The organism is Desertivirga brevis (assembly GCF_017355835.1).
This window is the reverse complement of record NZ_JAFEWF010000001.1, coordinates 1,528,644-1,542,879: the sequence shown is the minus strand read 5'-3', so window position 1 is coordinate 1,542,879 and position 14,236 is coordinate 1,528,644. Positions and strand designations below refer to the sequence as shown.

Here is a 14,236-nt window from a genome sequence, read left to right as displayed (position 1 = left end):
TGCTGGTAGGTTCTATCTCGCATCTGCAAATAAGTTACACGTGAAATGAAAAACCCACTAGTATTACCAGTTACTAGTGGGCGACTTAAGACCAAAACCAAAGTGTTAAATTATATAGGTATAAATACGTGTTGCTCGCAATTTGTTTTAACAGGATTATAATAAGGAATTAAAAAAATAACCCTTGCTTAGGGAGCAGGGGTTATTTTACGATTTCTAAATAATGAAAATAATTCTTACTCAAATATCTACTTTTATAACTCTTTTGCAAATGATTTGAGTCACAATTAAAAAAATAGTAAGAAAAATTGGTCGGAGGAATAAAGATGTGGGGACACGATAATGAAAAACAATAGTTTTTATATAAGAAATCAATATTTTAGAGGTTCGATTGAAAGCATCGGTCCCTATGATACAACAACAATTTATAGAGAAAGCTAAGGCTATTTTTGAAAAGGACAACAGTGTTACAGGTATGGCTGTTGGCGGTTCTTGGCTTACAAAAGAAATTGATGAATTTTCCGACGTTGATTTGGTTCTTTTTACCGAGCAGAAGGTATCAGGAGATAGGGAACTTATGCTCCAGTATGCACGAAGCATCGGTGATTTTTTGTCGGGATTTACTGGCGAACATGTAGGGGAACCACGAGTACTAATATGTTTGTATGATAACCCTCTTTTACATGTTGATATCAAGTTTTTAACTATTGATGAATTCAGCGACCGTGTTGAAACTCCAGTTATACTTATCGACAAAACTGGCATGCTGGCAGCTCAAATCGCGCAATCCCAGGCGAAGTTTCCGTATCCAGACTATCAGTGGATCGAGGACCGTTTCTGGACCTGGGTGCATTATGCACTTCTTAAAATTGGTCGTGGCGAATACATGGAGGCATTCGACTTCTTTGGATTTTTGCGGATGGTAGTTTTTGGTCCTTTACTTCACATTAAGAATAACAACTTGCCGCGAGGTGTGCGAAAAGTGGAGATGTCATTAAACACCGATGATTTCATCAACCTTCAAAAAACAATACCTCAGTATAGCAGACAATCTTTATTAGAGAGCTTACATAACTCTGTAGTGCTCTATAAAGAGCTCCGGGCAGAGCTGTTTGTAAACAATGTGCAGTTGCAAAAAAATGCAGAGGTTAAGGTACTGGAATATTTTGAGGAAATAAAGAAGAGGAAATAAAAGAAACCCCTATGTTAATAGGGGCTATTTATCCTTGTTAATAGTCCTGATCACACGGCAAGGATTTCCCACAGCCACACTGTTTTCAGGAATAGATTTATTAACAACACTGCCAGCGCCTATAACAGAATTTTTCCCTATGGTCACACCTGGCAAAATAATCACTCCTCCACCAATCCAAACATTGTCTTCAATTTTAACAGGTAGAGCATAGGTACGGAAGTAGGGGATGGGCATTTCCTGATCCCAGCCGGCGACAAGCCGTTCATTCATTTCTACAGGGTGAGTAGCCGTATAGATCTGAACATTAGAAGCAATCATTACATTATTTCCTATCTCAATTCTATTACAGTCGACAAAAGTGCAATTTATATTTATGATCACATTACTACCAATGGAGATGTGCTTCCCGTAATCGCAGTAGAAAGGGATATCTACCTTTACATTGTTGCCCTTAGCGCCGAATAGATCAGATAGGATTTCCTTTCGTTTGTGAAGGTCAGAGCTCGCTGTCTGATTATATTTTTTTGTGAGCTCGCGTGCTTTATATTTAAGCTTTTGAATGTCAGGATCAGAGGTATTATAAATGTCGCCGTTCAGGCATTTCTCAAGTTCAGAATTCATATTCGTGGGATTGAGTACCAAAATTATAGAAAGAAGGCCGCTAAAATTTTCATCTATCTTAAAATCGTACTTCAGCCCGTAACGAACTCAAATGCTGTTGGGTCATTCCTAAATAGGAAGCGATAAAACCCAGGTTAACACGGTTGAACAAGTCGGGATTTTCCGAAAGGAATTTCTCATACCGGTCTTTTGCTGATAAGGACAGTCTGTCAAGTCGTAAGGTTTGCATCTTTAACAACACCTCCTGGTGAATAACTCGCGACCAGTTCACTATTTCAATGTTCTCTTTGTATAAATTATTAAGCGTTTCAATCGATAAGCGGTAGATCTGGGAATCTTCAAGAAGCTGAACATATTCGAAACCTGAAGTTCTATGATATAATGAGTTTGAGGAAAACGTAACATCACCCTCCTTGCTGAACCAGTTCGTAACTTCCCTACCGTCAATATTCAAAAAGGTGCGGGAAAGGCCTTGTTCTATAAAATAAACATAATTGTCGCGAACACCCTCTCGGGTAAGCATGTGATTTTTAGGAAGCCGCAGCTCTGTAAAATGCTGAGCAAGTGTGCTGATAGAAGTATCAGAAACAGGGAAGTATTGCCTTATACCCTTAATTATATTTTCCAACATGCTATCCCTTTGCCTGTATGTATTTATCTCCCCATTCGTCCAGTTGCCTGAGTATAGGTCCCAGGCTTTTGCCTTGTTCAGAAAGCTCGTAGAAGACCTCCGGCGGAAAACCATTTTTCTCAACTCGCACAATTAAGCCGTCTTCTTCCATCTCCTTCAACTGTTCTAGTAGCACTTTCTTCGAAACCCTCGGCATGATCCGCCAAAGTTCAGTGAATCTTGTTGAACTTGTAAACAGGTAGAATAGGATTAGTGGTTTCCATTTACCTGCTAGCAAAGATAGTGTTACCCGAGCACCGCATTTCTGAAATTCCTCGTAATTCATAGGTTACAAATTTGTGTATAGGTAACCAAAAAGTGAACTTCTTCCGGGAAAAAATAATAATGCACAACTTGCCTTAGTAAAATTAAGACCATGAAAATACAATTGTGGAGAAATGCGACAGTTTTGTTGGAACTGAACAATAAACGGCTATTGTTAGATCCGATGTTAGGAGCAAAAGGGTCGATGGGGCTTTTACCAATGATAAAAGAGCAACAGCCAAACCCATTAGTAGACCTGCCTTTCAGCGCCAGGGAATTAGAAGCTCAATTACAACATATAGATGCAGTTTTGCTGACTCATCTCCATCCCGATCATTGGGACTTAGCAGCACAAGAATTGATCAGCAAGGAGCTTCCTATCATCTGCTCATCGCTCATTGCCCCCGACTTAAATCAACAAGGCTTCCAAAATATTCTGGTACCTGACAGAGAGCTTGAATGGGAGGGGATTCAATTTTCCTTAACAGAAGGAAGGCACGGGTCTGGTGAAATAGGTGCGATGATGGGTACAGTAAATGGTTTTGTTATTAAATCAGGTTCTGAAGCGGCGTATTTTGCTGGTGATACCATCTGGTACGAAGAAATCAACTCCATATTACAAAACTTTAAACCCGCCTTTGTGGTGCTAAATGGAGGTGCAGCCCAGTTTGATCAAGGTGAGCCGATCTTGATGACCAGCGAAGAGATTATTCTGGCAGCGCAAGCTTTACCATCTTCCAAGTTCTATATTGTCCATCTCGAAGCATTAAGTCACGCTCGTGAAGATAGGGGCATAATTAAATCCAAGATCAGTCAAAATGGACTACAAAACCAATGCTTTGTTCCTGCAGATGGAGAAGTGATTGATACGTCAGATGGTCACTAAGCCGAGGGTTTTTTGTAGGCAATTAGGACTAATACCTTACCTATATGCCCTAAGGCTACAGCAAGAACTCCGCGAGGAGATCTCGACCCAAAGGACTATGAAAGAAGAAAGCACGCATACCCTCTTTATTTGTGAACATCCTTCTGTGATCACATTTGGAAGTTCGGCTACAGAACATGACTTGCTGGTAGACCACAAAATTCTGCAGGCAAGGGGTTTTGAGCTTTTTGATATTAGAAGAGGAGGTCGAATTACTATGCATAATCCCGGACAGCTTGTTGTGTATCCTATTCTCAATTTGAACGATTTTAAAACGGATATCAGGTGGTTTATTGCAAGCCTGGCAAAAGTGGTTATTTTAACCCTTGAGCAAATAGGTATAGAGGGATTCTATGATGCGTATTTTCCTGGAGTTTGGATTAAAGACGTGGGCAGCGGGGAAGCGAGGAAAGTTTGCGCCATTGGGGTTCATTTATCACGCTGGATAAGTAATCATGGCCTTGCCTTAAACGTGAATAACGACCTGAAACCATATGAGTACTTCATTCCCTGTGGTATAAACCAGGAGGAAAGAGGAGTGACATCTATTGGTAAACAATTAGGTAGGCCGGTCTCCGTAGGTGAAGTAACGCGACTGCTTATCTCTAATTTTGAAACCGTATTTGATTGCACCCTACTTTTCGCTTAGTTGCAACAGATAACGTAAAATATCTTGTAGCGGAAGTACTTTCTCTGCGGCATCAAGTTGAACAGCTTAATTTGGCATTCCGAAAACAACACTTGTTTTTTCGTATTGGGCAATGGTGCGGCCTCCTCCTTGTTTGAATTCCAGCAAACTCTTCGCACCATCATCTCGGCGTGTTTTGTAAATAATTAGGTTGTGAAAGGAATAATTTAAAAGAAGAAGTTTTTGGTAACAAATTGATGGAGCCGCACGTTAAAGGGCGCTTTTGCCTTTAACCCGCCTGCTGCTGATTCTCCTCAATGTAAGCTTTAATTCTGCGAAGCCGCTCCCAGTAACCAGCGAAGGAAGTATTTGAATGATGTATTTCCAATGTAGTGATAGCAGTTCTAATACAAGTTTCAGCATCACTAATATACTCGCCAGGTTTTACACTAAATGTTCCCTTAGGTAATTCAACTGAATTGAAAAAATCTTTTAACTCTTGTAGTTCTGCGCTCATCGAAGACAAAGATAAGAAATAAAAAACCCACCAGCCATATCAACGCCGATGGGTTCGCCAGTCCAAAACAATTTATCAACTAAAACCTATTAAGGGATAGAAACTGCGAAATGTTTTGACAGGTTTACAAAAAGATTTCCATTAGAAGAGTGGTTGCCTATAAGACAGCCGTCCACAAAAAATGACAGTGCTATCTGCATGCTTTTGTTGCCGTTAGCCATTAAGGGAAGTAGTGCTACAGCTAGCAATGAAAGATTTAATAATAAATTCACCCTGCTATAAAATCTTTATGCACTTCATTTTCCGTAACATGAGCAGATATGATTAATTAAGGATCGGGACCGTATAATGCCTATCTGATAGTGTTATCATCGAATGTATATAAACTTATTGTAGTTTTTCCATAGCGAGCCCTTTCCTTACTGCTTATTAGAAAGCTGTTTTCATTGATAAGCTTCCAGTATCATTAGAGTTAAAATGTTCTGTTGTTTTCAAGCTCTTTTGAAAATTGTGAGGGTAGTGGAAGACTTATGAATGTTGATAAATTCTTCATTTCAAATAAACTCAAAAGACCTATTTATAATTGAGTTTATTAATGATTCAGAATGGTTTATACATTAATAATCTCCTAGCTTTAATTCAATGATATAAGGAGGTACAAAGTCAACGGTAATATCGGAGTCAAATCGGTGACCTTTTGGAGCATCATAATTCTAGAATCCGATACCTTTCCAAAAAATCAAAACTCTACTACCCCCCACACGAATCCCTCCCCTGTTTAAGTAATTAATAACTCAATATTAAATCTGTCGCTTTTTTTACAGTTTAAAAATAAATCGGCTAATATTTGTAAATAATCACATTAACTACATGAAAAATCAAATAATGAAGAATTATTTACTTTCTACGCTCTTCCTGTTTATTGGCCTTGCCAACCTGCAGGCTCAGGTTACAACAAGCAGTTTAACAGGTTTGGTAAAAGACTCAAAAGGTGAAGCCCTAGCTGGAGCTTCGATCAGGGTTGTGCATGAGCCCACCGGAACGGTTTACGGCTCATCAGCAAATGCTGCCGGACGTTTCAATATTTCGAATATGCGCGTTGGAGGTCCTTACACCGTAGCTATTACCTTTATAGGGTTCGAAACAAAAACGATTAATGACATTTATCTTCAATTAGGCCAGCCATATAACCTCAATACGATATTAAAAGAGGCGGGTAATCAGCTGGCAGAAGTAGTAGTTACAGGCAATAACGCGCTTAACCAAAGAAAAACCGGTCCTGCTACTGTAATAACCAATCAGCAGATTCAGGCCCTTCCTACCGTGTCCAGAAGAATTAATGATTTTACGCGTTTAACGCCGCAAGCTGATATAAAGGGTACTTCTCTTTCTATCGGTGGGATGAACTACCGCTTCAATCAGCTAACTATTGACGGAGCGGTGAGCAATGACGTTTTCGGATTAAGTGAAGGTGGCACAAACGGTTCAAGTACTGGTACCGGCCCAATATCACTGGATGCCATCGAACAATTAACGGTACAGGTAGCGCCTTTCGACGTAAGACTGGGTGGATTTGCGGGTGGAGGTATTTCAGCTGTTACCCGTTCTGGAACAAATGACGTACAAGGTTCAGTTTATTATTTCACAAGAAATCAGGACCTGACAGGAAAGACTCCTGGTGCCCTTCGTTCTAATACAACCCCGGCTGCCAGGCTTGCCGAATTCAAAGAAGATCAGTATGGCGTTCGTGTTGGCGGACCTATTATTAAAAATAAACTATTCTTTTTCCTGAATGCCGAAAAAACAAAGAACACAACACCTCTGGGCCTCCAGCCAGGACAGCCCGGTTCGTTAATTTCTCCTAACGACCTGCAAAGGATTAATGCCCGCGCTATTGCCTTAGGTTATGATGCGGGGAGTTTCCTTGATCAGGAGACCTATAATGAATCGGATAAGATCTTTGCCCGCTTCGATTATAATATTAATGACAACCATCGCTTAACTGCAAGATATAGCTATGTAGAAGGAAGCGCTACAGACTTGATCCGTAACGGAACTACGTTGACTTTTTCGAATGGTGCAATACTTCGCGAAAGTAAAACCAACTCAGGAGTTGTTGAGCTTAATAGCAGGTTCTCCAATAATCTTTCCAATAACTTTATTTTCGGATACACTAGTGTAAGAGAACCGAGAACTGCTCCTGGTGCAGCTTTCCCACGTGCTACGCTGATCATTGGTGGTAACACAGTGAATCTTGGAACAGAGCCATTTTCTACAGTGAATCAGCTTAACCAGGATGTTATGACCTTAACAGACAACCTGACCTTGCTGAAACAAAACCATACGATTACGTTCGGAACGCATAATGAATTCTATAAGATGTATAATGGTTTTATCGGAAGTGCTTTCGGAAATTATACTTTTCGTGCAACCACTGATATAAATCCTGCCACAGGAGCACCTTATACTGCAGTAGAAAACTTCGAGAGAGGCTTAGCGAGCAATTTTCAGTACAATTACAGCAACACGTCTGATCCTAAACAAGGAGCGAAATTCAATGCAATGCAATTAGGTTTTTATGTTCAGGATGAATTCCAGGTGTATGAAAACTTAAAGATCACAGGAGGTATCAGACTTGACGTTCCTATCTATCAGGACGAACCTCTAGAAAACGCTGACTTTAACAATTCCCGTTTAGCGCTTCAGTACGATGTCCGCACCAACCGCATGCCTAAAGCAGCCTTTATGTGGTCTCCAAGAGTTGGTTTTAACTGGGATGTTAACAATGACAGATCAACTCAGGTACGTGGAGGAATAGGTATCTTTACTTCCAGATTTCCATTTGTATGGTCTGCTGGTGCATATACTCAAAGTGGGACTCTTCTTGGAGGAAACCAGTTAAATTCCCCACAAGGTGCCGCAACAATAGAATTTATACCTGATGTAAATAATCAACCAAAAAGCAATGCAACGTTTGCTCCATCAGGAAACATCACTGTTTTAAATGAAAACTTGAAATTACCTCAGATTGCAAGGACATCTTTAGGAATTGATCAGAAGCTTCCTTGGGGAATTATTGGAACGGCCGAATTCATGTACTCAAAGAATATCAGTTCATTTAGGTTCAGAGATATAAATGCAGCTGCACCAATCGGCCAGTTACAAGGTGCTGATAACAGGGTGTTATATCCATCCGGTAACGCAAGGCGGGTGCTTCCAAACTATACACAGATTGTTTATATCGATAATGTAAATGAAGGTTATGCCTGGTCGGCAACCGCCCAGCTTCAGAAACGTTTTGAAAATGGACTTTTTGGTACGGTAGCGTATACTTTCACTGAATCTAAGGATCTATTTCCTGGAACTTCATCTCAGAACCAGTCAAATTTCTACCGTGTGTCTAACGTAAACGGACCGAATTTCGCCCAGATCGGGTATTCTCCATACAGCACCGGAAGCCGTATTATGGCAGCAGTATCTTACACAAAAGAATACATTAAACATTTATCAACTACTGTATCATTATTCTATAACGGACAGTCGGGACCAAGGTTCTCTTACTTGATCCAGGGCGACCCTAATTTCTCTTCATCAGGAAGTGCAAGTGATCAGTACAGCTTGATGTACATTCCGAGGGATGCCAGCGAAATGACCTTTGTTACCAACGGCACTGTTACTCCGGAAGCTCAATGGCAGCAATTCGATGCCTTCATTGAGTCTCAGCCATATTTAAGAGAGCGCCGGGGTCAGTATGCTGAACGAAACGGTGCCAGAACTCCATTTACACATCAGTTTGACCTAAGGATCCTTCAAAACGTATTCACCAACGTTGCAGGTAAAAGAAACAACATTCAGCTTTCGCTTGATGTTTTAAACGTAGGAAACCTTATTAATAAAGACTGGGGACAACAATATACATTTGGCTCAAGTTTCTGGGACAACAGCTTCAAGCCTGTAACTTTTGATAGTTTTGCTCCTGGAACAACTACTCCTCGTTATAAATTGAATAACCTGAATAATAACGAGCCATATTTTGTAAACGATATTTTCTCACGCTGGACAGCGCAGGTAGGAGTTCGTTATATTTTCAATTAATATTATAAAACGGTTAACTGTTAGAACCGCCCCGGCATAAGCTTGGGCGGTTTTTTGTTGTAATCGTTTGTATCTTACATAAACCATTAATGCTAATTGAAAAAAGTTTTGAGTAAGCGGCCAAGCCTAAAATGAAGACTTATGGTTCAGGGAACAACTGTGGAGCAATGACTAAATGGTCTTCTCATAAAAGGGGTCGGTTAATTATTAATATTTCGGGGCGTTCTCATCTAACTTGTCTCGAACTTCCTCATTAAATGAATTCTTTTTTCTAAGTTAACTGCACCTTCTGGCTTATGAAAACCGTCAGGTGAGAGAGTTTAATTCCTCTAAATGAACTTGGATATAGTCTATCGGGTTTGATTATCAAAAAACCAAAAGCCACGTTCGGTTTGCTGTGCTGTTAAGATCATTAGTACCGAGTTAAAATACCTCCACAGTATGCTATTGGATTTAACTGGTTTATGCCTTTTAATCCCTAGAAACGAAATATAGGGAAGTTGAACTCCTATTGATTATCACTATACTTCTTTAGAATCAGTTTTTGTAGAGGTCTCATTTTGGTGACTTTATGCAGCGTGACAAATTTAATGTCAATACTAAAAGTTCATCTTTTTTATTCAGAGTTGGGTTGTTATAATTAAGAGATAGGCGCTCCAGATTTAGTACCTGGGAATTTTTGAGCTACCTATAGCCATAGGAGATTTTTTAGCGACAACAAGTCTTGTTCAAAAGGTACACGCAAGCCAGAATATATTGTGGGAATTACTGGGTTCGAACCAGTGACCCCTACCTTGTCGAGGTAGTGCTCTAAACCAGCTGAGCTAAACTCCCGGTATTAAAAAAGCCCTTCGGGGTAGTGAAGGGCCGAATTTCAAAGTGGAGAATATCGGAGTCGAACCGATGACCTCTTGCATGCCATGCAAGCGCTCTAGCCAGCTGAGCTAATCCCCCTTTTTTAGAGATTGCAAGTATGAGGAATTGAATGTGTTTTTGCAAGTGCTTTATGAAAATATTTGAAAAATAATCGAGTGTGTTTATTTGCATAAATCTTACCACCTTAGCTAAATCTTATAACAATGATAACATCAGTTCTAAAATTACTAATCATTCTAATCGGGATACCCGGAACAATCTGGTACTTAATAGCAGGCCTGCGAGGTAAAGACAATGGAGGGTATAGGAAGGCTGGTACTTTACTTATATTAACTTTTATGCTCATCAGCGTGATCAGCGTCGTTGAACAAAAGCTTTATCCTCGTGGCCAAAAGAATGCAGATCTACTATTATCGGCAGGGAGGGAAGCACCAATCGGTGAAATATCCTTAAAACTCTACAGGAATAAAACTTACATTATTGATAATAGTCGCAATTCTCCGGTATCAAAAGGCTCGTACCAGGTTAAAGACGATACCCTGACACTGTTTGCTGCGGATACCGTTAGAGCCTACTTTAGAATTAAGAAGAATGAATTGGAGGAAATTAGCAGGACGGGTATTGGTAATTTAGCCATCGCAGAAGACCATCAGCCTGCAAAGTTAAAATAGGCGACCCTGCCTGGGCAATGAAGCTTAGTTCAGCTAGCCATAACAGTAGGTCTAGCAAAATTCTTAACCCGGAAAGCTTTCGGACTAATTCCTTTATTATTCCTGAAAAATTTGTTAAGGTGACTTTCATCAGTAAAGCCAAATTCATCAACAATCTCCCCTAACCTTTTATCACTATGTATTAAACGGTGCTCAATTAGTGTCTGCCGATATTGAACAATATATTTCTGCAAAGTACTTCCGGTATGCTGTTTAAAATACTTGCCCAAATAATTGATGGATACATTAAAATGCTTACATAGGTATTCTGCCCGCAGTCTTTCCGGATAGTAAATGTTAGCCTGTATGAAATTTAAGATATTAGCGGCCCTTTGATCGGTATTGTCCGAAAGCTCCAGGTGCAGAAATTTGGCAATGTTGCGGGCCACTAATACAATGAGAGTGTTTACATACTGTTGGATCAATTCCTGGTTATAAATATCCCGGTTTTCGTACTCTCGTATAATTGCGTCAACTAGGGGTTTGACCACCTGCTTATCCACTATATTCTTCAAAATGCAACCAGGTTTGTGGTTGGCATTCTGCAGAATGAATTCAAGTTTTTTAACATTGCTAGTCAAAATACCGGACTCCCTTATGTAAATATTATTGAAACGTAAATAGAAGAATGTCGTAGCTGTTTCAACTTCAAACGAGTGGCAGTCTTCGGGAGTGATCAGGAACATATGGCCTGGAAGATAGGCAAACCGACTCTTGTTAATACACTGAATACCCGATCCTTCAACAATATAAGCCAACTCGAAGAAGCTATGCTTATGCCCTTCACGCGGGCCTTCATTTACAGTAATATACTCAATGGAAAACGGCTCATGTAAATCTTCACGTTTCATACTTATACCGGTTTATGGCAAAATTATACCAAATAAATTAAATATTACAAGTATAACTTTGCTTTTGTAAAAGTAAATAAAGTTATGAAAGCAATCGTATTAGATATTCCTGGCGACGTAAGCCAGCTACAAATTCAGGAAATAGCAACACCATCAATTCAAACCGGAGAAGTATTGGTACAAGTGAAAGCAATCAGTATAAATCCGGTAGATATTAAAACTCGCACCGGAAAAGGCGTCTATGGTCGCATTAAAGACCAAAGTCCATTGATTCTGGGTTGGGATATATCTGGCATAGTCACCGAATCCAAATCTGAACAATTCAAACCAGGAGATGAAGTATTCGGGATGGTGAACTTCCCTGGCCATGGTAAGGCTTATGCAGAGTATGTGGCAGCACCAGCATCGCATCTTGCCTTGAAGCCAGCCAACATTTCTTATGAGGAAGCAGCAGCTGCAACCCTTGCTGCCTTAACTGCCCTGCAAGCCATTATCCATAATGCGAAGGTACAGCGGGGGCAAAAAGTACTGGTCCACGCCGCTGCAGGGGGGGTAGGGCACTTCGCTGTTCAACTGGCTAAACACCTTGGCGCTGAAGTAACAGGCACTTCCTCTGCCAGGAATAAAGAATTTATTATTCAGCTTGGTGCTGATAAACATATCGATTATACTACTTACGACTGGGCAAATCATCCAGAAGAATTTGATTTTGTTTTGGATGGGGTAGGAGGGGATACAATCGACAAATCACTTCTGGTGACGAAAAAGGGTGGAACTGTCATTAGTATTCCTACAGGTTTGAATGAGGCAGTTACCGAAAAAGCTAAAGAAAAAGGAGTGAATGGCTATTTTATGCTGGTACAATCTAACGGGGCTGACATACAAGAAATTGCCACTTTCCTTGAAAAAGGTATCCTGAAAGCACATATTTCTGGTACTTTTCCTTTTACTGAAATGGCTGCTGCCCACTTACAGGTTGAAAGCGGACGTACCATAGGTAAAGTAGTGGTAACTTTGTAAGGAGAAAATAAATCAAGCCGCCTTTCAGGATTTACGGCCTAAAGCTTTAAAAAATGATATGCCCTGGTCATTCCCTAGCCAGGGCTTTTATTTAAAGCCCATCCTTGAAAATTATCCTGTTTCAAATACTATGGAAATTCCCATATTGCCTCAAACTACCTGCACGGGACCTTTGGTATCTTCTTAAAAAACCTCCTGAAATATAGTTCGTATAAACCCTTTCAGTTGTGCGGAGCGATAGCAAAATGTGATTTCTTTAAAACCTGATAATTTAATTGGGCGTTATCAGTTTTTAAAAATTGGATGCTAAAAGCTAAGATTCTGTTTACATTGAAGGATCTTCGATACGAATATGATCCGACCTCATATTTTTTCATAGGTGGCCAACGGTACCTGGATATGCCTAATTTTTGCCGGTTCAATAGGACAAACAGATACGAAATGGTGCTATTAATTAACGCACTGAGAGAAGTGTGGGGATTAGAAACTAAAGAAGATTGTTTAAAGATAGAACGCCTGATAAAAGAGTATTTGCCGGATAATATCGAGACTCAATTAGAGATCGCAGACTGGCTGGTGTTGAATTGGAATTACAATAAGAGTAAAACTGCTTGACTGAGATGAAGGGATTTACAACGGTAGTAAACATTCAGGGAGAGCAAACTGTGGTAAACGTTCAGGAAATGGACGTGATAAAAAGCGATGGTTCTGAATGCTTTCTGGTGCATTCAGGAGGGGCACTCCTAGCCGTGGTCAGTGTTGATGGAAGTTGCACATTTGAGGTAATTGATGGAAAGTATACATTAGAAGAGCTTGAGCCAGTTTGTATGGAAATAAAACAATTTAAACAAAGCACCCAGGATCTAGATTAAGTTCGTGCAAAACTCCTTCTTCTATTTGACTCTGAAGAAAAGGCTTTTTTATAAATTCATTAGCCCAACAGCTTTTCGCGATTGAATTGCTGCGCAACTATATTTTATTTAAGATTTTAAGATAAATAAATATCTTGTTCCCCAGAATCAGCAATCCTTAGCAGACAATTTTTAGAACCTACTACTATGTCATTTCAAGCTTATATAGACAACATCAAAGCGAAAACAGGCAAGACTCCTGAAGACTTCAAAAAATTAGCGGAAGAAAAAGGTTTTATTGTTGGTGACCAACTTAATGCCAGTATAAAAGCTACAGAAATAACTAATTGGTTAAAAGAAGAGTTTGAATTAGGTCATGGTCACGCTATGGCTATCTATGCTACTTTCAAGGGGAAGACTAAGTAGACAATAAGTCCTCAAATATATCTCTTAACCAATACTAATGTTAGAAACATTTCTCTCTTCAGGCCTCCTGGTAGTAGGAGTATTAGTGAGCCAATATATTTTTGGATTTTATAGCAGGCGACGCGCCGAGAAATATAAATTGCAGCAGGTTGAACCTCAGTTGGAACTTAAAGAGGTGAAAATACCTACTCAGACTTCAATGTCGTTTATTAATAGTTCTGCAGAAGTGAAGAAGTTTTGGATTGAACCTTTTTGTGTAGAGTTCAATGTTGATAAGGATTGGGAGTTTCTGCTAGTTAAAGGAAGCGACGATTACACAGTGGATTTTGAATCAGATGTTACAATAATTTGGCTTTCAGGCGGATTTAAACTGTTTAAAAGGCCTGTATACCAAACCCTTCCCAATCCTAATAAGTGGGAATTGGAGGTGGATTATTCTAAGTCGTAGGAAAATTCCCCTATTGTTATTTTCTGGAAGAGAAAAATGAGCAGCTTTATAGAGAATTGTTGCAGTCTGAAAGGGAGAAGATTGAGTTATTGAAAGGGAAAGGATAATTGATTCTCAGTCTTAAAGACTTACCTTAAAC

General features: G+C 39.8%; 16 protein-coding genes and 2 tRNA genes. 10 read left to right on the top strand and 8 right to left on the bottom strand.

Going from position 1 to position 14,236, the window contains the following annotated elements:
* Positions 1–409 precede the first annotated feature (409 nt).
* Positions 410–1,192, top strand: coding sequence for a nucleotidyltransferase domain-containing protein (locus J4N25_RS06775; protein WP_207421382.1), 783 nt, complete (start codon positions 410–412; stop codon positions 1,190–1,192).
* Between the two features lie 24 nt (positions 1,193–1,216).
* On the opposite strand, the gene J4N25_RS06770 is transcribed toward J4N25_RS06775, so the two are convergent.
* The 3 genes from J4N25_RS06770 to J4N25_RS06760 are packed head-to-tail and all read right to left on the bottom strand — an operon-like array spanning position 1,217 to position 2,772.
* Positions 1,217–1,816 (bottom strand): sugar O-acetyltransferase, encoded by a 600-nt coding sequence (locus J4N25_RS06770; protein WP_207421381.1) that lies wholly within the window; start codon positions 1,814–1,816, stop codon positions 1,217–1,219.
* A 58-nt stretch (positions 1,817–1,874) separates the two neighbouring features.
* Positions 1,875–2,447, bottom strand: a complete 573-nt coding sequence (locus tag J4N25_RS06765) for a Crp/Fnr family transcriptional regulator (RefSeq protein WP_207421380.1) — start codon at positions 2,445–2,447, stop codon at positions 1,875–1,877.
* A 1-nt stretch (position 2,448) separates the two neighbouring features.
* Positions 2,449–2,772 carry a winged helix-turn-helix transcriptional regulator gene (locus J4N25_RS06760; RefSeq protein ID WP_207421379.1) on the bottom strand — a complete coding sequence of 108 codons (324 nt, stop codon included), beginning with the start codon at positions 2,770–2,772 and terminating at the stop codon, positions 2,449–2,451.
* A gap of 90 nt (positions 2,773–2,862) precedes the next feature.
* Here J4N25_RS06760 and J4N25_RS06755 point away from each other — a divergent pair, with 90 nt between their 5' ends.
* Positions 2,863–3,636, top strand: coding sequence for an MBL fold metallo-hydrolase (locus tag J4N25_RS06755; RefSeq protein WP_207421378.1), 774 nt, complete (start codon positions 2,863–2,865; stop codon positions 3,634–3,636).
* Positions 3,626–4,324: a lipoyl(octanoyl) transferase LipB gene (gene lipB / locus J4N25_RS06750; RefSeq protein ID WP_207421377.1), complete on the top strand. Its 699-nt coding sequence runs from the start codon at positions 3,626–3,628 to the stop codon at positions 4,322–4,324. The genes J4N25_RS06755 and lipB overlap by 11 nt, the downstream gene beginning before the upstream one ends.
* 66 nt (positions 4,325–4,390) lie before the next feature.
* On the opposite strand, the gene J4N25_RS27100 is transcribed toward lipB, so the two are convergent.
* Positions 4,391–4,507: a chemotaxis protein CheB gene (locus tag J4N25_RS27100; RefSeq protein WP_369410838.1), complete on the bottom strand. Its 117-nt coding sequence runs from the start codon at positions 4,505–4,507 to the stop codon at positions 4,391–4,393.
* Positions 4,508–4,592: 85 nt separating this feature from the next.
* A complete protein-coding gene (locus tag J4N25_RS06740; protein WP_207421376.1) occupies positions 4,593–4,820 on the bottom strand; it encodes a DUF6965 family protein in 228 nt (75 codons plus the stop codon).
* Between the two features lie 885 nt (positions 4,821–5,705).
* On the opposite strand from J4N25_RS06740, the gene J4N25_RS06735 reads away from it, so the two are divergent.
* Positions 5,706–8,915 (top strand): TonB-dependent receptor, encoded by a 3,210-nt coding sequence (locus J4N25_RS06735; protein ID WP_207421375.1) that lies wholly within the window; start codon positions 5,706–5,708, stop codon positions 8,913–8,915.
* A gap of 759 nt (positions 8,916–9,674) precedes the next feature.
* Here J4N25_RS06735 and J4N25_RS06730 read toward each other — a convergent pair.
* Together J4N25_RS06730 and J4N25_RS06725 are read right to left on the bottom strand one after the other, a co-directional pair.
* Positions 9,675–9,749, bottom strand: a tRNA-Val gene (locus J4N25_RS06730).
* Between the two features lie 46 nt (positions 9,750–9,795).
* Positions 9,796–9,869 (bottom strand) — tRNA-Ala (locus J4N25_RS06725).
* A 125-nt stretch (positions 9,870–9,994) separates the two neighbouring features.
* On the opposite strand from J4N25_RS06725, the gene J4N25_RS06720 reads away from it, so the two are divergent.
* Entirely contained in the window at positions 9,995–10,462 is a 468-nt protein-coding gene (locus J4N25_RS06720) for a hypothetical protein (protein WP_207421374.1), read from the top strand.
* 29 nt (positions 10,463–10,491) lie between these two features.
* Here J4N25_RS06720 and J4N25_RS06715 read toward each other — a convergent pair whose 3' ends face one another.
* Positions 10,492–11,352, bottom strand: coding sequence for a helix-turn-helix domain-containing protein (locus J4N25_RS06715; RefSeq protein ID WP_207421373.1), 861 nt, complete (start codon positions 11,350–11,352; stop codon positions 10,492–10,494).
* Between the two features lie 84 nt (positions 11,353–11,436).
* On the opposite strand from J4N25_RS06715, the gene J4N25_RS06710 reads away from it, so the two are divergent.
* From J4N25_RS06710 to J4N25_RS06690, 5 genes are all read left to right on the top strand, one after another.
* Entirely contained in the window at positions 11,437–12,372 is a 936-nt protein-coding gene (locus J4N25_RS06710; protein ID WP_207421372.1) for an NADP-dependent oxidoreductase, read from the top strand.
* A gap of 303 nt (positions 12,373–12,675) precedes the next feature.
* Entirely contained in the window at positions 12,676–12,987 is a 312-nt protein-coding gene (locus tag J4N25_RS06705; protein ID WP_207421371.1) for a hypothetical protein, read from the top strand.
* A gap of 5 nt (positions 12,988–12,992) precedes the next feature.
* Positions 12,993–13,244 carry a hypothetical protein gene (locus tag J4N25_RS06700; protein WP_207421370.1) on the top strand — a complete coding sequence of 84 codons (252 nt, stop codon included), beginning with the start codon at positions 12,993–12,995 and terminating at the stop codon, positions 13,242–13,244.
* Between the two features lie 186 nt (positions 13,245–13,430).
* Positions 13,431–13,649 (top strand): DUF4287 domain-containing protein, encoded by a 219-nt coding sequence (locus J4N25_RS06695; protein WP_207421369.1) that lies wholly within the window; start codon positions 13,431–13,433, stop codon positions 13,647–13,649.
* A gap of 37 nt (positions 13,650–13,686) precedes the next feature.
* Positions 13,687–14,097 carry a hypothetical protein gene (locus J4N25_RS06690; protein ID WP_207421368.1) on the top strand — a complete coding sequence of 137 codons (411 nt, stop codon included), beginning with the start codon at positions 13,687–13,689 and terminating at the stop codon, positions 14,095–14,097.
* The last annotated feature ends 139 nt before the right edge of the window (positions 14,098–14,236 follow it).